The 21939-nt window shown below is 29.6% G+C and carries 23 protein-coding genes; 11 read left to right on the plus strand and 12 right to left on the minus strand.

Annotated elements, in window-relative coordinates; translation table 11 throughout:
- The first annotated feature begins 25 nt into the window (after window positions 1-25).
- Window positions 26-829 (plus strand): 16S rRNA (adenine(1518)-N(6)/adenine(1519)-N(6))-dimethyltransferase RsmA, encoded by an 804-nt coding sequence (rsmA, locus tag GQR92_RS11555; protein WP_158839689.1) that lies wholly within the window; start codon window positions 26-28, stop codon window positions 827-829.
- Window positions 819-2171 (plus strand): magnesium transporter, encoded by a 1353-nt coding sequence (mgtE, locus tag GQR92_RS11560; protein ID WP_158839691.1) that lies wholly within the window; start codon window positions 819-821, stop codon window positions 2169-2171. Before rsmA ends, mgtE begins: the two co-directional genes overlap by 11 nt.
- Window positions 2172-2482: 311 nt before the next feature.
- Here mgtE and GQR92_RS11565 read toward each other — a convergent pair whose 3' ends face one another.
- The 3 genes from GQR92_RS11565 to GQR92_RS11575 form a co-directional block, all read right to left on the minus strand.
- The gene (locus GQR92_RS11565) at window positions 2483-3160 is read right to left on the minus strand and encodes a response regulator transcription factor (protein ID WP_158839693.1); all 678 of its coding nucleotides are present in this window, start codon (window positions 3158-3160) and stop codon (window positions 2483-2485) included.
- A complete protein-coding gene (locus GQR92_RS11570) occupies window positions 3153-5078 on the minus strand; it encodes a tetratricopeptide repeat-containing sensor histidine kinase (RefSeq protein WP_158839695.1) in 1926 nt (641 codons plus the stop codon). The genes GQR92_RS11565 and GQR92_RS11570 overlap by 8 nt, the downstream gene beginning before the upstream one ends.
- Window positions 5079-5283: 205 nt before the next feature.
- The gene (locus GQR92_RS11575) at window positions 5284-5817 is read right to left on the minus strand and encodes an RNA methyltransferase (protein ID WP_158839697.1); all 534 of its coding nucleotides are present in this window, start codon (window positions 5815-5817) and stop codon (window positions 5284-5286) included.
- A 307-nt stretch (window positions 5818-6124) separates the two neighbouring features.
- Here GQR92_RS11575 and mutS point away from each other — a divergent pair, with 307 nt between their 5' ends.
- On the plus strand, window positions 6125-8716 hold the full coding sequence (gene mutS / locus GQR92_RS11580) for a DNA mismatch repair protein MutS (protein ID WP_441339146.1): 2592 nt from the start codon (window positions 6125-6127) through the stop codon (window positions 8714-8716).
- A 19-nt stretch (window positions 8717-8735) separates the two neighbouring features.
- Here the strand turns inward: mutS and GQR92_RS11585 are convergent, their stop codons facing one another.
- Window positions 8736-9641, minus strand: a complete 906-nt coding sequence (locus GQR92_RS11585) for an IS982 family transposase (protein ID WP_158837965.1) — start codon at window positions 9639-9641, stop codon at window positions 8736-8738.
- A 101-nt stretch (window positions 9642-9742) separates the two neighbouring features.
- Between GQR92_RS11585 and GQR92_RS11590 the strand changes: the two genes are divergently transcribed.
- Window positions 9743-10198, plus strand: coding sequence for an RNA methyltransferase (locus tag GQR92_RS11590; RefSeq protein WP_158839701.1), 456 nt, complete (start codon window positions 9743-9745; stop codon window positions 10196-10198).
- A gap of 162 nt (window positions 10199-10360) precedes the next feature.
- Here GQR92_RS11590 and GQR92_RS11595 read toward each other — a convergent pair whose 3' ends face one another.
- Window positions 10361-10792 (minus strand): hypothetical protein, encoded by a 432-nt coding sequence (locus GQR92_RS11595; RefSeq protein ID WP_158839703.1) that lies wholly within the window; start codon window positions 10790-10792, stop codon window positions 10361-10363.
- A 357-nt stretch (window positions 10793-11149) separates the two neighbouring features.
- Here GQR92_RS11595 and GQR92_RS11600 point away from each other — a divergent pair, with 357 nt between their 5' ends.
- Window positions 11150-11431 (plus strand): Sec-independent protein translocase subunit TatA/TatB, encoded by a 282-nt coding sequence (locus GQR92_RS11600; RefSeq protein WP_158839705.1) that lies wholly within the window; start codon window positions 11150-11152, stop codon window positions 11429-11431.
- A 38-nt stretch (window positions 11432-11469) separates the two neighbouring features.
- Here GQR92_RS11600 and GQR92_RS11605 read toward each other — a convergent pair whose 3' ends face one another.
- From GQR92_RS11605 to GQR92_RS11615, 3 genes are all read right to left on the minus strand, one after another.
- Window positions 11470-12111: an O-methyltransferase gene (locus GQR92_RS11605; protein ID WP_158839707.1), complete on the minus strand. Its 642-nt coding sequence runs from the start codon at window positions 12109-12111 to the stop codon at window positions 11470-11472.
- 181 nt (window positions 12112-12292) lie between these two features.
- Window positions 12293-12544, minus strand: a complete 252-nt coding sequence (locus GQR92_RS11610) for a hypothetical protein (RefSeq protein ID WP_233269842.1) — start codon at window positions 12542-12544, stop codon at window positions 12293-12295.
- Between the two features lie 15 nt (window positions 12545-12559).
- On the minus strand, window positions 12560-13126 hold the full coding sequence (locus GQR92_RS11615) for a sigma-70 family RNA polymerase sigma factor (protein WP_158839711.1): 567 nt from the start codon (window positions 13124-13126) through the stop codon (window positions 12560-12562).
- A 296-nt stretch (window positions 13127-13422) separates the two neighbouring features.
- Between GQR92_RS11615 and panB the strand changes: the two genes are divergently transcribed.
- From panB to GQR92_RS11645, 6 genes are all read left to right on the plus strand, one after another.
- The gene (gene panB, locus GQR92_RS11620) at window positions 13423-14241 is read left to right on the plus strand and encodes a 3-methyl-2-oxobutanoate hydroxymethyltransferase (protein ID WP_158839713.1); all 819 of its coding nucleotides are present in this window, start codon (window positions 13423-13425) and stop codon (window positions 14239-14241) included.
- 110 nt (window positions 14242-14351) lie between these two features.
- Window positions 14352-14705: a four helix bundle protein gene (locus GQR92_RS11625; protein WP_158839715.1), complete on the plus strand. Its 354-nt coding sequence runs from the start codon at window positions 14352-14354 to the stop codon at window positions 14703-14705.
- Between the two features lie 25 nt (window positions 14706-14730).
- A complete protein-coding gene (locus GQR92_RS11630) occupies window positions 14731-15669 on the plus strand; it encodes a 2-hydroxyacid dehydrogenase (RefSeq protein WP_158839717.1) in 939 nt (312 codons plus the stop codon).
- Between the two features lie 28 nt (window positions 15670-15697).
- A complete protein-coding gene (locus GQR92_RS11635; protein WP_158839719.1) occupies window positions 15698-16084 on the plus strand; it encodes a VOC family protein in 387 nt (128 codons plus the stop codon).
- Window positions 16085-16105: 21 nt separating this feature from the next.
- Entirely contained in the window at window positions 16106-16540 is a 435-nt protein-coding gene (locus GQR92_RS11640) for a hypothetical protein (RefSeq protein WP_158839721.1), read from the plus strand.
- A 15-nt stretch (window positions 16541-16555) separates the two neighbouring features.
- The gene (locus GQR92_RS11645; protein ID WP_158839723.1) at window positions 16556-16954 is read left to right on the plus strand and encodes a DoxX family protein; all 399 of its coding nucleotides are present in this window, start codon (window positions 16556-16558) and stop codon (window positions 16952-16954) included.
- Window positions 16955-17713: 759 nt separating this feature from the next.
- On the opposite strand, the gene GQR92_RS18000 is transcribed toward GQR92_RS11645, so the two are convergent.
- From GQR92_RS18000 to ybeY, 4 genes are all read right to left on the minus strand, one after another.
- Window positions 17714-17857 carry a hypothetical protein gene (locus GQR92_RS18000; protein WP_233269843.1) on the minus strand — a complete coding sequence of 48 codons (144 nt, stop codon included), beginning with the start codon at window positions 17855-17857 and terminating at the stop codon, window positions 17714-17716.
- 826 nt (window positions 17858-18683) lie between these two features.
- Window positions 18684-19541 carry a class I SAM-dependent methyltransferase gene (locus GQR92_RS11655; RefSeq protein WP_158839725.1) on the minus strand — a complete coding sequence of 286 codons (858 nt, stop codon included), beginning with the start codon at window positions 19539-19541 and terminating at the stop codon, window positions 18684-18686.
- A 58-nt stretch (window positions 19542-19599) separates the two neighbouring features.
- Window positions 19600-21477: a tRNA uridine-5-carboxymethylaminomethyl(34) synthesis enzyme MnmG gene (gene mnmG / locus GQR92_RS11660; RefSeq protein ID WP_158839727.1), complete on the minus strand. Its 1878-nt coding sequence runs from the start codon at window positions 21475-21477 to the stop codon at window positions 19600-19602.
- Window positions 21478-21526: 49 nt separating this feature from the next.
- Entirely contained in the window at window positions 21527-21937 is a 411-nt protein-coding gene (gene ybeY, locus GQR92_RS11665) for an rRNA maturation RNase YbeY (protein ID WP_158839735.1), read from the minus strand.
- Window positions 21938-21939: the final 2 nt, after the last annotated feature.

Genomic DNA, 21939 nt, shown 5'->3' on the forward strand with positions numbered 1-21939 from the left:
TGTAATCGAAGTAAAAAAGAACAGTATGTCAGTTAAAGCAAAAAAACATTTAGGTCAGCATTTTTTAATGGATGAAACTATTGCAGAAGATATTGCCAATGCATTAACCGGTAATGGTTATGATGACGTTTTAGAAATTGGTCCTGGAATGGGCGTTTTAACCAAATACTTATTGCCTAAAAAAGCAAAAGTTACTGTTATGGAATTAGACAGGGAGTCGGTTGCATATTTACACGATACATTTCCACTAGAACATATTAAATTAGATACCTCTAAAGAACATTTTGAAATTATTGAAGGTGATTTTTTAAAGCACAACATTCAAGATATTTTTAATAAAAAACAAGTGGCAATTATAGGGAATTTTCCTTATAACATTTCTACTCAAATTGTTTTTAAAGCGATAGAAAATAGGGAGTTTGTACCAGAATTTGCAGGTATGTTCCAAAAAGAAGTAGCCAAAAGAATTGCAGAAAAAGAAGGCTCTAAGGTTTACGGAATTCTATCTGTTTTAACACAAGCTTTTTTTGATGTAGAATATCTTTTTACTGTACCACCAACAGTTTTTAATCCACCTCCAAAAGTAGATTCTGGTGTTATCAGATTTATCAGAAAAAAGGATTATTCACTTCCCGTTGATGAAAAATTATTTTTTAGAGTTGTAAAAACAGCGTTTAATCAACGAAGAAAAATGCTGAGATCTAGTTTAAAATCTTTCAATCTTTCGGATACCTTAAAAGAAGAGCCTATCTTTGCGAAAAGGCCAGAACAATTATCTGTTTCTGACTTTATTTCACTGACGCAAAAATTAGCAGAAAATGACATTTGAAATCACTGATGAATTTTTAGAAAACCTATCAGAGCTTATCATTTCTAATAATGATAAAGAAATAACATCTTTATTTTCTGAAGTCCATTTTGCAGATATTGCAGAAGTTTTAGACGAAGTAAATTTTGATGAAGCTATTTATATCATTAAACTTTTAGATAGCGAAAAAACATCAGAAATTCTTACAGAATTAGATGAAGATACTCGTGAAAAAATTTTAGAAAACTTATCTGCAAAAGAAATTGCTGATGAAGTTAGAGAAATGGACACGGATGATGCTGCTGATATTATTGGAGAACTATCCGAAGAGCGTCAACATCGTGTAATTTCTGCATTAGAAGATGATGATCATGCAGCAGATATTAAAGAATTATTATCTTATAATGATGATTCTGCTGGTGCATTAATGGCAAAAGAATTGGTAAAGGTTTATGAAACTTGGACCGTTGCTGGATGCATGCGAAGAATTAGAGGACAAGCCAAAGATGTAACCAGAGTGCATTCTATTTACGTAGTAGATAAAGAGGATAAATTAGTGGGTAGAATGTCTTTAAAAGACTTAATTATTGCCAAATCCGACCATAAAATTGCAGACATTTGTAAAGCAAAAGTAGACTCTGTAAACGTACATGAAGGTGAAGAGGCCGTTGCTAAAATAATGGCAAAATACGATTTAGAAGCCATACCCGTGGTAGATGATAATAATGTTTTGGTGGGTAGAATTACCATTGACGATATTTTAGACGTTATTAGAGAAGAAGCAGATAAAGATTACCAAATGGCTGCTGGTTTTTCTAAAGATGTAGAAGCAGATGATACTATTTGGGAACTTACAAAAGCACGTTTACCTTGGTTAATTTTAGCGCTATTTGGCGGCTTTGTTTCTGTTTCTGTTTTAGGTAGTTTTGATGGTGCAATGAAAAATTTTCCAGAACTTTTTTTCTTCACACCTTTAATTGCGGCCATGGCAGGTAATGTAGGTGTACAATCTTCTGCAATTATTGTACAAGGTTTGGCAAACGACAGCTTAAAAGGTTCTCTTTTTAAAAGATTATTAAAAGAAATTTTACAAGGTCTATTAAACGGTTTTGTCTTAGCAGCCTTATTAATGTCTGCAGGCATGTTGTTTTTAGGTTTTAATTTAAACTTAGGTATTACGGTAGCAGCATCTTTGGTTTCTGTTATTATTATTGCCTCAATTATTGGAACATTTATTCCTATTATTTTAGCAAGAAAAGGTATAGATCCTGCTTTAGCTACAGGGCCATTTATTACCACAAGTAATGATATTTTAGGTATTTTAATCTACTTTAGTATTGCTAAGTTGGTCTTAGGTTTTTAAGTCTTTCCTTTTTTGAAACAATTTATTTCTTCCAAAAAAATAGAGAATGCAAAACAAATTAATCAATAAAGATTATACTTTTTTAAAATCATAAAAAAACCTTTCAGATAAACTGAAAGGTTTTATTCTTTTTTCATGTTTCGATATCCATACAGGTATCTGCAATAATTCCCCAATTATATATATATAATTATACAACAAAAATACAACTTATTTAAAACTAGGGAATGTAAAAAACCGAAAGTAAAAATGTGGTTTACCGCAGAAAAGAATATTTTTTAGACTAAAACAATTAAAATAATACTTTTAAATTAATCTATAATACCTAATTCTTTTGCCTTAAGTACTAAATCTGTATTATTTTTTGCATTTAAATCTGCTCTTAAATTACATAATTTTGTTTCTATAGAACGTAGTTTTATAGGAGTATCATCTGCCTTTGTTATTACCCCTTCTAAATTGCTTATTTTAGGATAATTTGGGAGCGCTTTTAAAATTTGAACAGCTACATCATCCATTTGTATTTGAACAATGTTTCTACGCATTATTTTTTGATGAATTTCATGTGTGTAATAGTAATCGTTAGCTAACATTTTTTGAACCGCAAAACCAATTTCTGTCGCATCACATTTACTTTTTAATAAATAGGCATTGGGGTTTAAATTGCTAATTACATTATACACTCTATTGGTTTCTGTATGCCCAGTTATAACGGCTATTTTAATATCAAATTCATTATTTCTAATGGCTTTTATCAACTCTTCTCCTCCATCTAAATTTGTTTCCTCGGTAGTATTATCAAAACTTAAATCTGTAAATAACAAGTGAAAAGGGTTTGTATTTTGGTGCGTTTTTATCAACTGAAAAGCATCATCACAAGTATTCGTTGCAACCACATCAAAGTCTCCAACATCTTTTAAAGAACATAAAATTCCTTGTATTACTAATTGATGATCGTCTACAATTAATATTCGTAATTTATTAGCCATTTTTAGGGATTTCAATTGTTGTTTTTGTTCCTTTTTCTAGTTCACTTTCAATACTAAAAACACCACTAATTTCTTCTATTCTTTCTTTTAAATTTTTTAACCCAATTCCATTTTTCTTAGCATTAACATTAAAGCCTTTACCGTTGTCTAAAATTGTTAAGATAATTAGTTTTTTAGTTTCACTAAAGTTTAAAATAACCTCATTAGCTTCTGCGTGTTTTTTAGTATTTTGAATACTTTCTCTAATCGTTAAAAATAAAGTTCTTTTAATAGAATTATTTACGGATTTCCATAAAACGCTATCAATTTTTTTAACCTTTATTCTAAAGTCAATCTCAAAATAATCTGAAACTAAATTAATTATTTGATCTTTAAAGGACACCTTATCAAAACTCTCGCTACTTAACTGATGTGATAAATTACGAACATTTTCTTTTATAACATCTAAACTTTTGGCTTCTTCTAATTGGTTTGTTTTTGCTAGTTTTAAATGTAGTGTTCTAATATCTCCTGCAACCTCATCGTGCAAAGATTTTGCTATTTGTTGTCGCTCTTTTTCTCTTACTTCTACCTGCTGTAACTTTGCATCAAAAAGCATTTTCTTACGTCTACTAGAAACAATACTTGCCCCAAAACCAATAAATAAAAGACTTCCTGCTGCAAGCAACCAACCAATTATTTTTTGTTGTTTTTCTTTTTCTAACTCTAATTGTTTTCTAGTATTTTCTTCTTTTAAATGATTATTTTCTATGTCCTTCTTTTCAGTTTCATACCTTACTTTAGCAAACTGATTTTTTAAAGATCTTTCTCTTCTATACAAACTGTCATTTAATATAAAATGCTCTTCTAAAAGTAACCTTCCTTTTTCTCCTTTTATTAAGGTTGATAAACGAAAAAGGTTTTCTAAAATATATCGATTATAGCTTATTTCTTTGGCTTTTTCTAAGCCTTTTTTAGAATGATAAATGGCTTTTTTAATATTATTTTCATCTTTATAAAAATCGCCTAAAATAGAATGAGAAATAACCAAACCTCTTTTATAGTTTCTCTTTTCTCTCAATTTTAAGACTTCTAAATATCCTTTTAAAGCTATTTTTTTATTACCCAACATAAAGTTATTGTAAGAAAAACCCGCCAATGCAGATTCATATCTGTAATCACTTTTATATTTTAGGCTGTCTATAGATAAACTTTTATTAAAATATTCTATTGCTTTTTGGTTATTTCCTTCAGATTCGTAGGTATTTGCTAAATGGTTATATAACCTGGCTTTTTCATATTTTATTTTTAAATGCGGACTTTTCTTTTGAAGTTCAAAAAATTTTAAATAATTTTTTCTAGCTTCTTCTTGTCTTTCGGTCATAAACATTACGTTTCCTAAACGTTCATACAAAAGACCCGTAAAAAAAACTTCATAAGGCGATTTTTTAAAACCAAACTTTGCAATATGTGGCTCTACAAAACGCAACCCTTCTATAATAGAATTTTCGCTGCCTAAATAATCTTTTTCATCATACTGAATGGCAGCCATAGGAAGTAATCTTCTTGTTGCTTCGAGAGAATCTTTTAATAGAACAGAAATATTTTTAGACTTGTTATAATAATAAAAAGTACTGTCTGGTTTAAATTGAAGTTTAAAATACAGTGCTCTATAATAATACTCTTTGGCTAAAACCGTAGTGTCTTTAGTTCTAGTATAATATTGGTGCAGTTTTTTTGCAGACAGCTCTAAATTAACCAAATCTTCATTAAAAAAACTACGCTTACCAAAATTAACATACGTACACTTTAGTATAGAATCGGTTTTACTTTTTTCTGCTAATAAAAATGCTTTTTGGGGTAAATTAGTTTGTTTTGTCTTTTTATATTCTTTTAATAAAACAGTAATAGAATCACCATCTTTTTTTTGAGAAAACACGGTAAAACTGAGTAAAAAAAGTAAAAAAAGAGTCTTTTTTGGGGTAAAAGATAAACATCTTAATTTTTCAAGAAATTTATATTTAGTCATCTTTTACAATGGTTCAAATTTATTTCTAATTCTTTAAAATCTTTTTCTTTAAGCATCATAAAAATAGGGTATTTTTTTTGAAGCCTTAAAAATAGATTTTTAGAATTAAAGTCAACTACAATTCATTAATTTTTTGAAATAAATCCCACAAAACAACACCTGTAGTTACAGATATATTTAAAGAATGTTTGGTACCTAATTGCGGAATTTCTAAGCATAAATTAGCAGCACTTACCACTTCTTGTTGCACTCCTTTTACTTCATTACCCATTACAATGGCATATTTTTCTCCTTTCGTCGGATAAAAAGTATTCAATTTTGTACTATTTTCTGCTTGCTCAACAGCCAATACTTGTACACCGTCTGCTTTTAATTTTTCTACTAAAGTTAACGTGTCTTCTACATATTCCCAAGCAACAGATTCTGTTGCTCCTAAAGCCGTTTTATGAATATCTTTATTAGGCGGAGTTGCACAAATACCACACAAGTAGATCTTTTCAATCAAAAAAGCATCACTCGTTCTAAAAACAGAACCAATGTTATTTAAACTTCTAATATTGTCTAATACTACTATAATTGGAGTTTTCGCTACAGTTTTAAATTCATCAACTGTAATTCTACCTAATTCGTTATTCTTTAATTTTCTCATAATTTAGTTTGGCTAAAGCCAATATTTTGTTCATTATTTATAACAATTGGGTTAAAACCCATTGCAATTGATGTGCTGCATTTTATCAAATTAAATTCAGTTGTATTTAATCCAATTGAATTACATCCTGCTTTAGCTAGATAATTATAAACATCTAAAATGGCATTAGCCAAACCTAACTTTGTTTTGTGAATAAGTTCACTGCAAACTGCTACTGATTACTGCTTACTAATTTTTATCTTCGCAAAACTAACTGAAAATTTCCAAAAACTTGGCAAAATCAAAACCAAAAAAGGTAACTCCTTTAATGAAACAATACAATGCAATCAAGAATAAATATCCTGATGCGATGTTACTTTTTAGAGTAGGAGATTTTTACGAAACTTTTGGTGAAGACGCTAAAAAAGCTGCCGGAGTTTTAGGAATTACATTGACAAAACGTGGTGCTGGAAGTGAAACCGAAACTGCCTTGGCAGGTTTTCCGCATCATTCTTTAAATACCTATTTACCAAAGTTGGTAAAAGCAGGAATGCGTGTTGCTATTTGCGACCAGTTAGAAGACCCAAAAATGACCAAAACCATTGTAAAACGTGGTGTTACAGAATTGGTTACGCCTGGAGTTTCTTTAAACGATGAAGTTTTACAAACCAAAACAAACAACTTTTTAGCGGCTGTTCATTTTGATACTTCGACACGCTCAGCAACCAAACAACTCGGAATTTCATTTCTTGATGTTTCTACTGGTGAATATTTAGTAGCGCAAGGAAATGCAGAATACATAGATAAATTGTTGCAAAATTTTAGTCCGAGTGAAGTTTTGGTTCAGAAACAACATAAACAACAATTTTTAGAATTATTTGAAAACCGATATTATACATTTTATTTAGACGATTGGGTTTTTCAAAAGGAATATGCAAACGAAACATTGCACAATCATTTTGAAGTAAAAAGCTTAAAAGGTTTTGGAATTGAAGATGTTAAAAACGGAATTATTGCTGCCGGCGCCGTTATGTATTACTTGTCGGAAACGCAACACAATCAACTAAAACACATTCAGCATATTAGCAGAATTGCAGAAGACAATTATGTTTGGATGGATCGTTTTACAGTCAGAAATTTAGAATTGTATAACCCAAATTCTATAAACGCAGTCACACTTTTAAATGTTATTGATAAAACTATTTCGCCAATGGGCGGACGTTTATTAAAGCGTTGGTTGGCATTGCCATTAAAAAACATCGACGCCATTAAAAACCGTCATGAATTGGTAAAATTCTTTATAGATTCTGATAAATTTTCTCAAACAGTAACCTATCAACTAAAACAAATATCAGATCTAGAACGATTAATTTCTAAAGTTGCCACAGGTAAAGCTTCACCAAGAGAAATTGTATTGTTAAAAGATTCTTTAAAAGCGATTCTGCCGATAAAAACATCCGCAGAAGAAAGTAAAAATAACACGGTAAAAGCACTCGGAAATCAATTACATACTTGTGCCGATTTAATTGAAAAAATTAACCAAACTTTGTTTGATGACGCTCCTGTTAACATCAACAAAGGGAATGCCATTGCCACAGGCGTTCATCAAGAATTAGACGATTTACGAACCATTTCTAATTCTGGAAAAACGTATTTAGATAACATGCTAAAACGTGAAACAGAACGAACCGGAATTACGAGTTTAAAGATTTCGTTTAACAACGTTTTTGGGTATTATATAGAAGTTAGAAACTCGCATAAAGACAAAGTGCCAGAAGAATGGATTCGTAAACAAACTTTGGTAAATGCAGAGCGTTATATTACCGAAGAATTAAAAGAATACGAAACCAAAATTTTAGGTGCCGAAGAAAAAATAGCCAAATTAGAGCAAGAAATTTTTTCTAAATTATTACAATACATCATTCAGTATGTACAGCTTGTCCAAGAAAATGCACAGGTTATAGCAAAAATAGATTGTTTACTCTCTTTTTCTGTTTTAGCGATTGATAACAATTATGTGCGTCCGATTATGGATGAAAGCACCGATTTAGAAATTAAAAATGGTCGTCACCCAGTAATTGAAAAACAGTTGCCAATTGATCAAACATATATTGCAAACGATGTGGTGTTGAACAGAACTCAGCAACAAATAATTATGATTACTGGGCCAAATATGTCTGGTAAATCTGCTATTTTAAGACAAACCGCATTGATTGTTTTATTAGCACAAATGGGAAGTTATGTTCCGGCTCAGAATGCAAAAATTGGTATTGTAGATAAAATTTTTACCAGAGTTGGTGCCAGTGATAATATTTCTATGGGCGAATCTACTTTTATGGTAGAAATGAATGAAACGGCATCCATCTTAAATAACGTTTCTGAGCGCAGTTTAATTCTTTTAGATGAAATTGGTAGAGGAACCTCTACTTATGACGGAATATCGATTGCTTGGGCCATATCTGAGTTCTTACACGAGCATCCTACCAAAGCAAAAACATTGTTTGCCACGCATTATCATGAATTGAATGAAATGACTACCACTTTTGAGCGCATTAAAAACTTTAATGTGTCTGTAAAAGAATTAGAAAACACCATTATTTTCTTACGTAAACTGGTTTCTGGAGGTTCTGATCATAGTTTTGGTATTCATGTAGCTAAATTAGCTGGAATGCCAAATATGGTAATTCATAGAGCGAATAAAATATTAGCACAATTAGAAAAAAACAATAAAAATGCCGAAGTTAAAGATGTTTTAAAACAAACTCAAGAGGAAGAAATGCAACTAAGTTTCTTTCAGTTAGATGATCCTTTATTAGAAAATATTAAAGAAGAAATTCTTGCTACAAATATTGATACGTTAACCCCTATTGAAGCCTTAATGAAATTGAACGAGATTAAAAGAATGTTGATTAAAAAGTAATGGTTAACGTGAGTTCGAGCTAATCAATCGCAATATTCGGTAACATATTCGGGATTTTTATAGAAGGTTTTTTAGGTAAAAAAGAATATGCAATTAATCCAGAGATCATATTTGTTATGAAATTATCAAAAGATCTATGTCTAGAATGTTCAATTTGGCAAGTGTTTTTTAGTACATCATTTACTGTTTCGATGATTGCTCTTTTTCTTAGGATAACTTTATCCATATAGTCCATTGCTTTCTTTTTCATGTTTTTTCGAACTTTAGTTATTAAATGAATTCCGTCTACAAAAAGTCTTTCAAATAAATCTTTCCCAATATATCCTTTGTCTCCAAAAATTTTTCCAAATAATTTGTCGTGAAACTTCTTTTGTTTGAGAGGGAATCTGTCATCTACATTGGCTGGAGTGAACATAAAATCAATAATTTCTCCTTTGTCATTGCAGACAATATGTAGTTTAAATCCAAAATACCACCCCATAGTTCCATAGCTTTTTTTGGCAATATCTTTAAATACTTGATGTTGTTTTTCTCTTTTATAGTGACATACTTTTAAAGGAGTAGAATCAATAAAAGAGATACCTGTGCAATCGCCTAAACAATACATTTTCATAAAAACGGCTAAAGGTTGTGTAACCTTTTTTTGAAGTTCTACAAATCTATTATAAGAAACACAATCTGGAAACAGATCTTGTCTGTATTTACAAATATGGTTTAAGTAAAAGTGTTTAAGGTTTCGGTAAGACTTTAGGTGAAATATAACAAGTATGGTCATCACTTCACTATCAGACATTTTGAACTTTCTATTACGTTTTTTAGTTGTTGAACCATCAGAAATGCTGTTTTTATTAAGAATTAAGTTAAATTCTTTCATAAAATCATCTAAAGAACAGAAAATTTCTATAATTTTACTATCAGAAATCATAAGCAGGATATTTATTAATATATTAGAATTCAGTACTTTAATATACTAAATATTCTGCTTTTTTTATAGGTTTAATTAAAATTTCTTACATCGAACTCACGTTGGTTAATAATTTAGAACAAGGTTTTTTCGGCATTGGAATTCAGAATGGAAAAACGCCTGAAAATTTAGGGGTACTTTGGCGTTCTGCCCAAAACATGGGGGCTAGTTTTATTTTTACCATTGGCAATCGCTATGCAAAACAAGCTTGCGATACACACAAAGCTACAGGTGCAATGCCCTATTTTCATTACGAAACTTTCGAAGATTTCTTTAATAATTTACCAAAAGGTGCCATGTTAGTTGGTGTAGAATTAGACGAAAAAGCAGTACAATTAGAAACTTTTAAGCATCCTAGACGTTGTGTTTATTTATTAGGCGCAGAGGATCATGGGTTGTCTAACGCTGCTATTGAAAAATCGCATCATTTGGTAAAGTTTAAATCGGAATTGAGTTTAAACGTTTCTGTTGCGGGAAGCATTATTATGTACGATCGGCAAGCGAAGTTTAATTTTTAAGTGTAGGAGAATGAAGTTGACTTCTATTAAAAATAGAATTTTTGTATATAAAAAGTAGTAAAGTGAAAATGCTTTTACTTTCTTATTATTAATAAAAATAGTAGTTAAACACAAACAATTTAGTTTGCACTTAACTACTATTTTTTATATAAAATTGCGTTTTTATTCTTCTGGTTCTTCTCCGCCCCCTGCATTATATTCATCGCCTTCATCGTCTTCATTATAAGTTTTAGAATCATAAATTACAGACTTCTCCATTTCTTCTGCATAATACATGTCTCCTTTTTTATAAACTTTTAGAACAGTACCTTTATCTAATTGCTTTCTAACACATCTAGCAAAACTAATCCCTGATCCCTGACAAATTATATCACCAGGAGCACCAGAAGCAAATCCATCTTCAAAACCATCACGTTCTGCTACTATTAAACCATTTCCTTTTGTAGAGTTAAAAACCATAATGTTATCCTCTCTTAGCTTATTAATAGCTAAAGAGATACTGTCTACTTCTTCAGGAGTTACATCATCTTGTTGACAATTGTTTAATAAAATAATACAAAAGAATAATGTAGTAATAATTTTTAATTTTTTCATTTTCATTTTCATTTTAATGTTTTAGTGTTTTAGTGTTGAATATTACTATTCAAATTTAACTATAAAAAAAACACTTATCAATCCCTGAAAACAGTGAAATTTGTTCTCACTGAAAATGGTGAGACATCTAACTATTTTCAGTGAAGTTACTTTACATCTATTTATCACTTTTTAGTGATAAATAACTTAACCGTTATAGAACTAAAAACAACAAATAATATTTATTTAAAGTTATAAATAGGTGCTATTAAGCATCGTTAAAAGTGAAAGGAGAACTATGTTTTAAGGAACATATACACTTAAAAATGTTAATTAATATTAAGAGAATATTGATTAAAAAGTAATTATCTTTGTAATATGAATTCAACTCTTTTATTTATTAGCGGTCCAGAAATAATGGTTGTCATGTTAATCGTGGTAATGCTTTTTGGTGCAGATAAGATTCCTGAAATAGCCAGAGGATTAGGAAAAGGAATGCGTCAGGTTAAAGATGCAACCAATGACATTAAAAGGGAAATTAACGAAAGTTCAGAGAAAATAGGGATAGATACCGATATCACAAAAAACATCAACAAAGAAATTACAGATGTAAAAGATAGTATTGATGATATTACAGGACCTATAAAACGTAATATGTAAGCGTTTTACCTTTTTATGAACCTGTTTTTATTAACTAATTATTTTACCCTACTTATTGTTAATCCATCTCTTATAGGCAATAAAACAGTTTCTATTCTATTATCTGCATTAAGCAATCTATTGTATTCTAAAAGTACTTTGGTGTCTTTATCTTTAGGGTCTAATTCTTCTACTACCTTTCCACTCCAAAGTACATTATCAGACAAAATAACACCTCCAGAATTCATTTTATCAATTATTAAGTGAAAATAATTAATGTAGTTAGATTTATCTGCATCAATAAAAATCAAATCAAATTTTTCATCAATAGTGGGTATAATTTCTATGGCATTACCAACATATTGTATTATTTGATTTCTAAAACCAGATTTTTCGAAATATTTATTTTGTAACGTTTCTAATTCTTCGTTTTTATCTAAAGTAAAAATTTTTCCTTCAGATGCTAAACCTTCTGCTAAAGACAATGCAGAATACCCTGTATAAGTACCAATTTCTAAAATGTTTTTAGGTTGAATCAGTTTAGAAATCATAGACAGTACTCGCCCTTGAAAAGCACCACTTAACATTCTAGGGTTTAACACCTTTTGCCAAGTTTCTTTACTTAATTCTTTTAAAATTGTAGGTTCTTGTTGTGAGTGATCTACAACATAATTGTCTATATTTTCTGGTAAAAAATGCATGGTATTGTTTGGTTGAGCGCAGTCTAGACCTTATTAATTGATTAAAGAACAAAACTTTCTACTGCCGCTAGAAAGGACAAAATCAAAGGTACAAAAAAACGGAATCTATATTTCTATAAATCCCGTTTCTATCTAACAAAAAATCAAAAAATGTGATTTTCTAAAAATCACGAAAATATTATTATATCTTAATTTTTTCTAATTCTTTTTTTAAAGCATCCTTTTCTTCTTTGCTTAAACAACGCTTTGTTTCTTTACAACTTTTAGAATGACCTTTGTATATTTTTGTAAGCGCATTATTTTGCTTTGTGTATAATGAGCAAATTCTACACTGTAAAAAATGAATATTCAATTTCACTTTTTCTGCTAAAGTAGCAGCACCGTATTGGCTTTTGTCACAAATAGTTGTGGCTTCGTCGCAAGTAATTTTCAAACTTTTAAACATGTCTTAATTATTAAACCAATTATCTTCCATACATTTTCTGAGCTGTGTTCTTGCTCTATGAATGATAACCCATAGGTTAGACGCTGTAATATCTAATTCCTTACAAATTTCTTCGGTTTCAAACTCTTGTATGGTTTTCATTCTAAAAACCATTGCATACTTTTCTGGTAAAGCATCTATACAAGAATCTAACTGACTTTTTAATTCTTCATTTTCAATTGATTTTTCAGATTGATTATCCCAACTTTGTGGCACTCTTTCTTCTAACCAATTTCCTTCATTCTCACCATCGTCATAAAAATTCATTCGAACTTCAGCTTGTCCTTTTATAGAATTTATTTTTCTATAATGATCTATTATTTTTCTTTTTAAAATTGAAATTAACCAAGTTCTTTCCGTAGATTTTCCTTGAAAATTTTTAGCAGATTTTAAACCCGCAAAAAAGGTGTCTTGAACCAAATCTTTAGCCAAATCACCATTATTTACGCGCACAACAGCATAATTATACATATAATCTGCATAATTATCTATCCATTTGTCGGTATTTAATAAAACTTGCTCTTGTATCATTTTATAATAAAGCCCAAATATAGTGCAATTTTTTATTAAAAATCGCTTTACAATTTCCTCTTATTTTAGTATAAGTAAAACAACTATTTCTTTTAACGCTATTTTAACAAAAAAAAAAATTTGATAGTGAAAGAAAATGAAAGGAGAAACACAATATAAAAAACTTATTTACAGTTCATTAAAATTAAATTGATACTTAATTTAATTCTAGAAAAATAGTGATCTCTGCAAAATATAAACTTGTTACATATTTGTTGCTTTTTCATACATTTACATATACATAAAAAACAAAAAGTATGTCAACAGCAAAGAAAGAATATAAAAAAGTTACTGTAAAATCTCTAGTAGATATGAAGAAGAATGGAGAGAAAATTTCCATGTTAACTGCGTATGACTTTACAATGGCAAAAATTTTAGATGGGGCTGGTATTGATGTTCTTTTAGTAGGAGATTCTGCCTCTAACGTTATGGCGGGTCATGAAACTACATTACCTATTACTTTAGATCAAATGATTTATCATGCTAGTTCTGTAGTTAGAGCAATTAGTCGCTGTTTGGTGGTGGTAGATTTACCTTTTGGTAGTTATCAATCTGATCCAAAAGAAGCGCTACGTTCTGCTATTAGAATTATGAAAGAAAGTGGCGGGCATTCTATAAAATTAGAAGGTGGTAAAGAAATTAAAGAATCTATAAAACGTATTTTAAATGCAGGTATTCCAGTAATGGGGCATTTAGGTTTAACGCCACAATCTATCTATAAATTTGGTACATATACCGTTAGAGCTAAAGAAGAGGAAGAAGCAGATCAATTAATGGAAGATGCTTTAATGTTAGAAAAAATTGGTTGTTTTGCCGTTGTTTTAGAAAAAGTACCTGCAAAATTAGCTAAAAAAGTAGCCGACGCAATCTCTATTCCGGTAATTGGTATTGGAGCCGGAAATGGTGTAGATGGTCAAGTTTTAGTTACCCATGATATGCTTGGAATGACACATGAATTTCATCCTCGTTTTTTACGTAGGTATTTAGATTTATATAAAGACATGACAGGTGCTTTTGAAACTTATATTGATGATGTAAAAAGTGGAGATTTTCCTAATGATAAAGAACAGTATTAGGTAGCTGTTATTAGATAATTAGATTGTTAGATTTGAAGTAAACATTCTAAAATTGGATGAATGAAACTAGCAATTTATTAACAATCTAGTTATTTAAAAATTTATAAAATATGCACAGGTATAAAGATTTAAAATTCTGGCAATTAAGTAGAGCATTTTGCACTGATATCTACATTGTTACTAAGACTTTTCCTTCTGATGAAAAGTTTGGATTAATTTCTCAACTAAGAAGAGCAGTAGTCTCTATACCTTCTAATATCGCTGAAGGAACAGCTAAAAGTTCAAATAAAGATTTTAAACGCTTTCTAAGAATTTCTTTAGGATCTTGTTATGAAATAGAAACACAACTTTTAATTTCCTTTGATTTAGGTTTTATAGATAAAAAAGAACTTGAGAATCTTAATAACACTCTTCAACAAGTTATTAAAATGATGTCTAAGTTTAATTCTTCTCTAAAAATCTAAAATTCCAATAATCTAAAAATCTAAAATGAAAATATTACATCTAGACGCTAACCACGCGCTTTTAATAAATCAATTAAATGATTTAGGATATCAAAACGATGAAGATTACACGTCTTCTAAAGAAGAAATTGAAGCTAAAATTCATTTATACGATGGATTTATCATTAGAAGTCGTTTTTCTATTGATAAAGCTTTTTTAGACAAAGCCACAAACCTAAAATTTATTGGACGTGTTGGTGCAGGTTTAGAGAATATAGATTGTACGTATGCAGAAAGCAAAGACGTTACATTAATTGCTGCTCCAGAAGGAAATAGAAACGCCGTTGGAGAACATGCCTTAGGTATGTTATTATCATTATTTAACAAGCTTAATAAAGCTGATAAAGAAGTTAGAAACGGAAAATGGTTGCGCGAAGAAAACCGCGGAATTGAGCTAGACGGAAGAACGGTTGGGTTAATTGGCTATGGAAACATGGGGAAATCATTTGCTAAAAAACTACGTGGTTTTAATGTGGAAGTTTTGTGTTATGATATAAAACCAAATGTTGGTGATGCAAATTGCAAACAAGTTTCATTAAAAGAATTACAAGAAAAAGCAGCCATTTTAAGTTTACACACACCGCAAACTGAACTGACAAAAAACATGATAAACACTGATTTTATCAATGGGTTTAAAAAGAATTTTTGGTTGATAAATACGGCTCGTGGAAAATCTGTTGTAACAAAAGATTTAGTTTCTGCTTTAAAATCAGGTAAAATATTAGGCGCAGGTTTAGATGTTTTAGAGTATGAAAAAACTTCTTTCGAAAACCTTTTTTCTGATGATAAAATGCCGGAAGCTTTTCAATATTTAATAAATTCAGAACAAGTGCTTCTATCTCCACATGTGGCAGGTTGGACAATTGAAAGCAAAGAACGATTAGCACAAACAATTGTAGATAAAATTAAAGCAAAATTCTACTAGTTTCTAATCTTTATAAAAACTTAAAGAAATGAAAAATAGAGTAACAGGCATTGGTGGTGTATTTTTTAAAACTGAAGATGCTAAAACAACAAAAGAATGGTATAAAAATCATTTAGGTTTTAACACCGACGATTGGGGTTGTACTTTTTGGTGGAAAGACAAAGATGGTAATAAATGTTCTACACAATGGAGTCCGTTTCCTAAAGACACCAATCATTTTAAACCTTCTAAAAAAGACTTTATGTTTAATTACAGAGTTGAAAATTTAGCTGAATTATTGGTAGAATTAAAAAAAGAAGGCGTTACCATTTTAGGTGAAATAGAAGAATATGACTACGGTAAATTTGGTTGGATATTAGATAACGAAGGAAACAAAATTGAACTTTGGGAACCTATAGACAAAGCCTTTCTTTAATATTAAACTTAATCTAAAATTATGTCAGAAAAAAATAAAAATACCGAAGAAAAAATACAAGATACAGTAAACTCTATTGCCAAAGAAAGCATAGAAAATACCAACCAAAAAACTAGTGAACTTGCTGATGTAGCAAAAAATAAAACAGCTGAATTTGTTGAGGATGCTAAAGAAGTTCTAGAAAGTGCTAAGGAAAAAGTAAGTGATTTTTTATCTGATGAAAATATAGAAAAAGTAAAACATAACGCAGAAAAATATACAGAAGTTGCCAAAGAAAAAGCAGCTAAGTTTGCAGAAGATAATAAAGAAACCTTTGAAGAAATTAAAGAGAATGCATCTGAAATAGTAGGACAAGCTGCAGAACATTTAGCTGATTTTACAGAAGATGCAAAAGAAGAAATAAAGGAGATTAAAGAAAAGTCTAAAAGCTTTTTACAACGTCTGTTTAAAAAGTAAAAAAGAAAAATAATTATGCGTTTTTTATCTAACTACCCTACAGAAATTTTAATCTTACTCTTTTTAATTATTACTTATTTAATATCCGCCATCGAAAAAATAGTAGATTGGAAAGGAAGTGTACTGTATATAAAAGATCATTTTAAAAACTCTCCTTTAAAAAATGGGGTGCCATTTTTATTAGCCATTCTTTTAGTTGTAGAAATTATTGCTGTGGTATTAATGATTATTGGAGTGTATCAAATTTATACTTTAGAAATAAAAGAAATTGCTTTACTAGGAATAGAGCTTTCTGCGATTAGTATAATTTTTATGCTTATCGGACAGCGTTTGGCAAAAGATTATCCAGGAGCGATGTCTTTAGGTGTCTATTTTATCATCACACTTTGTGGTGCATATTTATTAAATAGTTAAAATTGATAGTTTTTTATTAATTCAATAAATAATACCTATAAAAAACCCTTTTAAAACAAGCCTTTTAAGAGGTTTTTAAATTTTACTAAAGGATAATACTATTCTATACGTAAAAACAAAATATAGATAGTTAAAAATCGTTTTTAGCTCTTTTTTAGTACATATATAAAAAAAGAATACTCAGAGGTAGCTCTACCCCTTAAGTTTGAAACAAATACTCTATGAAAAGCTTTAAAAAATTCATTTTACCTGTTTTGTGTTTTTCACTTAAAAGTGATACATAATAAGAAACAAACTTTATTGGTAAAATTTTTTATACAATCCTATTGTCTTCAAAAAATATTTTGCGAATAGAACTTTGAGAAAAAGACAAAAGATATCTTGGTACATCAAAATAAGCCTAGTACTCTTTATCATATTTTGCACCATCACTTTTGATATTCGACACCACAATGATTAATCTTCCATTATCAGAAAGTAATTCTTGTAGTTTTAAAATATAATCAGATAAATTTTCCAGATGCTCTAAAACGTGTCAAAGTATAATTACATTAAATTTTCTATTTTTAGTAACTCTTCTTTTAAAAGAACACCTGTCCTCTCCCCTATATCTAAAATACTTTTCTATTTAATTTTAAAATAATTAATTAAACTTAGCGTTCTATTTAGGTTTCTATTTTTTACAGATTGATATACTTTATCTATAAATGATTTTTTACGATTTGTAAACGAAATATAATTTTCACTTTTATAGTAGTTTTATAAATCTACAAGAACAAGTAAAGTTACCAACATATCATATTCTGCATTAAACATTACCTCGTACGTTTCATCGGATACAGTAAAATATTTGCAATTAAAAAAAGGTACTAATTTTTTGTGAAGTACTCTTTTTTTAGCCATATTTTTTACTTTTTTATAAAGTGTTCCACGAGGAACATCAACAACTTTTTCTTAATTATATCTTCCATGTACACTAACAGAACAGAAATATAGCTAGAGGAAACACCACTAATTCTACTTACTTGTGATATTGATAAAAATTAAATGTTACTTAACTTTTCTCTAACTTCAAAAGAAAGTGACTTTACTTTTTGATAATTAAACAATCAACTAAAACACCTATCTACATTTCATACTTTGTTAAAACAAAAAATTCTTTTCTTTGGGTTTATAAAGTAGCATTACCATCAACCATTAATCTTTTAAAAACTGTTTCTTCATAACCTAAAGTAAAAGTAATCTTACTGATTTTAATTATTACTTACTTAATATCCGCAGTAGAAAAAATAGTAAACAAGAAAGAAAATGTACTTTTAAAACTTAACTTAAAAAAAACCTTGTCCTGTTATATTAGCCATTATTTTAGTTGTAGAAATTATTGCAGTGGTATTAATGATCGTTGAAGTATATTAAATTTATACTTCAGAGACAAAAAAATGCTTTACTTAGAATAGAGCTTACTGAGATCTGTATAAATTTTTATGCTTATTGGCCAGCTTTTAGCAAAAGAGTATAAAAGAGCCATGTCTTTAGGTATGTAATTTGTAACTACACTTTTCGATATTTATTAACTAAATAGTTAGAATTTATAGTTTTTTATTAATTCGATAAACAATACTTATAAAAAAACCTCTTAAAACAAGCGTCTTAAGAGGTTTTTAATATTCTATAAACAACTAATACTCTTTAACTATTAAACGTTAAGTACAGTTAGTTAAAATCGTTTTTAATTCTTTTTAAGCACGTATATTAAAGAAGAATATTCAGAAGTAGTTCTAGCCCTTAAGTTTGAAACAAATCCTCTATGAAAAGCCTTAAGAATGTTCATTTTACCAGTTTTATATTTTTCACTTAAAAGCGATACATAATAAGAATCAAATTTCATTGGTAAAGTTTGCTCTACAATGATATTGTCTTCAGAAAATATTTTACGAATAGAATTTTGAGAGAAATGCCAAAGATGTCTTGGTACATCAAAAGCAGCCCAGTATTCCTTATAATATTTAGCATCATCACTTTTATGATTTGGTACCGCAATGATTAATCTTCCATTATCAGAAAGTAATTCTTTAAGTTTCAAAATATAATCAGATAAATGTTCTACATGTTCTAAAACGTGCCAAAGTGTAATTACATCAAACTTTTCATTTACAACTTTTAGTAACTCTTCTTTTAAAATCACCCCTTTTTCTTTTGCAATATTTCTTGCATCAGCACTTGGTTCTACACCAGAAACAGTCCAATTATTAGCAGCACATATTTTTAAAAAATCTCCTGTTCCTGCTCCTACATCTAAAATACTTTTTGATTCCGTTTTAAAAGAATTAATTAAATCTAATTTTCTTTTTAAGGTAATGTTTTTTACAGATTGATATACTTTATCCATAAACGATTTTTTACTATCTGTATGTGAAATATAATTTTCGCTTTTATAGTAATTTTCTAAATCTATAGGCACAGGTGATGTTACAAGCATATCATACTCTTTATTAAACATTACCTCGTACGTTTCGTCAGATACCGTAAAATCTTTACAATTTAAAAAAGGCACTAACCTTTTGTGAAGCCCTCTTTTTTCCCCCATAATTTTTCTTTTTTTATATAACATGTTCCACGAGGAACACTAGCAATTTTTTTTTAATTTATCTCCCCATATAAACTAAAAGAACAGAAATGTCGCTGGGTGAAACGCCACTAATTCTACTAGCTTGTGAGATTGAGGTAGGTTGAATTTTACTCAACTTTTCTCTCGCTTCAAACGAAAGAGATTTTACTTTTTGATAATTAAAAGTAGAAGGAATCATAACATTCTCTAACCTATTTAATTTATCGGCATTGTTCTTTTCTTTTTCTATATAACCCGAATATTTTAAATGAATAACGGCTTGCTCAATAGCTTCTTTATCTATTGCATTATCATCTAAAAAAATATTTAATTTCTTTACGTTTTTAAAATCAGAAAACTCTAATTGTGGTCTTGCAGCAATTTTATAAAGCTTCATAGATTGATTAATCAATGCTAAATTTTTTGCTTCTAAAATAGGGTTTATCTCCTCTTGCTTAACACTTGTTTCTTGTAAAAACTTAATTAATAGATCTGCTTTTTCTTGTTTCTCTACAACTCTATCTAACCTTTCTTGAGAAGCCAAACCTAATTTATACCCAATAGGTGTTAATCTTAAGTCTGCATTATCTTGTCTTAAAAGCGTTCTATATTCTGCTCTAGATGTAAACATTCTATAAGGCTCTTCTGTACCTTTTGTAATTAAATCATCAACTAAAACACCTATATAAGCTTCATTTCTTTTTAAAACAAAAGGTTCTTTTCCTTGCATTTTTAAAGCAGCATTTACACCTGCCATTAATCCTTGTGCAGCTGCTTCTTCATACCCTGTTGTACCGTTAATCTGACCTGCAAAAAACAAGTTCTCTATAATCTTAGTTTCTAAAGAATGTTTTAATTGTGTAGGCGGAAAATAATCATATTCTATCGCATAACCATATCTTAAAAATTTTACATTTTCGAAACCTGCAACAGAACGAATTGCTTTGTCTTGAATATCTTCAGGGAGTGATGTAGAAAATCCGTTTACATACATTTCACAAGTAGTCCATCCTTCCGGTTCGATAAACATTTGATGTCTATCTTTAGTTGCAAAACGATCTATCTTATCTTCTATCGAAGGACAATATCTTGGGCCAGTAGATTTAATTCTACCATTAAACATTGGAGATCTATCAAACCCAGTACGCAACAAATCATGCACATCTAAATTGGTATATGTTAACCAGCATGAACGTTGTTTTTGTAATGCTTTTGTAGTTGGTAAATAAGAAAACTTTTCTGTTACTTCATCTCCTGGTTGCTCTATCATTTTAGAATAATCTAAAGATCTGCCATCAACTCTTGGTGGCGTTCCTGTTTTCATTCTTCCAGATTCAAAACCTTTTGCAACTAAGTCTTCTGTAATTCCTGTAGAAGCTCCTTCTCCTGCTCTACCACCTCCAAAACTTTTATCACCAATATGGATTAACCCATTAAGAAAAGTACCCGCAGTAATAACCACAGTCTTTGCCTTAATTTCTAAACCTAATACTGTTTTAACTCCTATAATTTTATTGTCATCAAACAATAAACCGTTCACAGAATCTTGATAAAAATCTACATTTTCTGTTTGCTCTAACATCGTTCTCCAGCATTCTGAAAACTGCATTCTATCAGATTGTGCTCTCGGACTCCACATTGCAGGTCCTTTAGATTTGTTAAGCATTTTAAATTGAATTGCAGTCTTATCAGTAACAATTCCACTATAACCACCTAAGGCATCAATTTCTCTTATTATCTGACCTTTTGCAATTCCACCCATTGCAGGATTACAACTCATTTGCGCAATATTTTGCAAATTCATTGTAATTAACAAAGTGTGAGCACCCATGTTAGCAGCAGCTGCAGCAGCCTCACTTCCTGCGTGACCACCTCCTACTACAATAACGTCGTATGTTGTTGAAAATAAACTCATTATATTATAGTTCCACGTGAAACCTAGTATTTATATTATTGATTATCAATTATTTAAACAGAGAAAGTGCCTCATCTTCAGCATTTCTCATTACTTTTTTTTCTTCTTCTGTTTTATCTTTTAAACCCATGTAATGCAAAACTCCATGAATCATTACTCTATGTAATTCATTGATAAAAGAAACTTCAAAATCAGTAGCATTATCGGCAACTCTTTCTACAGAAATATAAATATCTCCACTAATCAATTTACCTAACGTATTATCAAAACTAATAACATCTGTTAAGGTATCATGTTGTAAAAATTCTACATTTAACTTATGAAGGTACTCATCATCACAGAAAATATAGTTTAATTCTCCAAGACTAAAGCCTTCTTTTGATACCACAGTATCGATCCAATATTCTAAAAGATTTTCATCTTTTAATTCAAATTCAGTTTCGTAATTAAAAGTAACCATCT

Source organism: Polaribacter sp. L3A8, assembly GCF_009796785.1.
Taxonomy (GTDB): domain Bacteria; phylum Bacteroidota; class Bacteroidia; order Flavobacteriales; family Flavobacteriaceae; genus Polaribacter.

What these genes read in the sequence shown, in the direction of transcription:
- rsmA (WP_158839689.1), top strand. Translation starts at nt 26, where the DNA reads ATGTCAGTTAAAGCAAAAAAACATTTAGGTCAGCATTTTTTAATGGAT.
- mgtE (WP_158839691.1), top strand. Translation starts at nt 819, where the DNA reads ATGACATTTGAAATCACTGATGAATTTTTAGAAAACCTATCAGAGCTT.
- GQR92_RS11565 (WP_158839693.1), bottom strand. Translation starts at nt 3,160, where the DNA reads ATGGCTAATAAATTACGAATATTAATTGTAGACGATCATCAATTAGTA.
- GQR92_RS11575 (WP_158839697.1), bottom strand. Translation starts at nt 5,817, where the DNA reads ATGAGAAAATTAAAGAATAACGAATTAGGTAGAATTACAGTTGATGAA.
- mutS (WP_441339146.1), top strand. Translation starts at nt 6,125, where the DNA reads ATGAAACAATACAATGCAATCAAGAATAAATATCCTGATGCGATGTTA.
- GQR92_RS11585 (WP_158837965.1), bottom strand. Translation starts at nt 9,641, where the DNA reads ATGATTTCTGATAGTAAAATTATAGAAATTTTCTGTTCTTTAGATGAT.
- GQR92_RS11595 (WP_158839703.1), bottom strand. Translation starts at nt 10,792, where the DNA reads ATGAAAAAATTAAAAATTATTACTACATTATTCTTTTGTATTATTTTA.
- GQR92_RS11600 (WP_158839705.1), top strand. Translation starts at nt 11,150, where the DNA reads ATGAATTCAACTCTTTTATTTATTAGCGGTCCAGAAATAATGGTTGTC.
- GQR92_RS11605 (WP_158839707.1), bottom strand. Translation starts at nt 12,111, where the DNA reads ATGCATTTTTTACCAGAAAATATAGACAATTATGTTGTAGATCACTCA.
- GQR92_RS11615 (WP_158839711.1), bottom strand. Translation starts at nt 13,126, where the DNA reads ATGATACAAGAGCAAGTTTTATTAAATACCGACAAATGGATAGATAAT.
- panB (WP_158839713.1), top strand. Translation starts at nt 13,423, where the DNA reads ATGTCAACAGCAAAGAAAGAATATAAAAAAGTTACTGTAAAATCTCTA.
- GQR92_RS11625 (WP_158839715.1), top strand. Translation starts at nt 14,352, where the DNA reads ATGCACAGGTATAAAGATTTAAAATTCTGGCAATTAAGTAGAGCATTT.
- GQR92_RS11630 (WP_158839717.1), top strand. Translation starts at nt 14,731, where the DNA reads ATGAAAATATTACATCTAGACGCTAACCACGCGCTTTTAATAAATCAA.
- GQR92_RS11635 (WP_158839719.1), top strand. Translation starts at nt 15,698, where the DNA reads ATGAAAAATAGAGTAACAGGCATTGGTGGTGTATTTTTTAAAACTGAA.
- GQR92_RS11640 (WP_158839721.1), top strand. Translation starts at nt 16,106, where the DNA reads ATGTCAGAAAAAAATAAAAATACCGAAGAAAAAATACAAGATACAGTA.
- GQR92_RS11645 (WP_158839723.1), top strand. Translation starts at nt 16,556, where the DNA reads ATGCGTTTTTTATCTAACTACCCTACAGAAATTTTAATCTTACTCTTT.
- GQR92_RS18000 (WP_233269843.1), bottom strand. Translation starts at nt 17,857, where the DNA reads ATGGCTAAAAAAAGAGTACTTCACAAAAAATTAGTACCTTTTTTTAAT.
- GQR92_RS11655 (WP_158839725.1), bottom strand. Translation starts at nt 19,541, where the DNA reads ATGGGGGAAAAAAGAGGGCTTCACAAAAGGTTAGTGCCTTTTTTAAAT.
- mnmG (WP_158839727.1), bottom strand. Translation starts at nt 21,477, where the DNA reads ATGAGTTTATTTTCAACAACATACGACGTTATTGTAGTAGGAGGTGGT.
- ybeY (WP_158839735.1), bottom strand. Translation starts at nt 21,937, where the DNA reads ATGGTTACTTTTAATTACGAAACTGAATTTGAATTAAAAGATGAAAAT.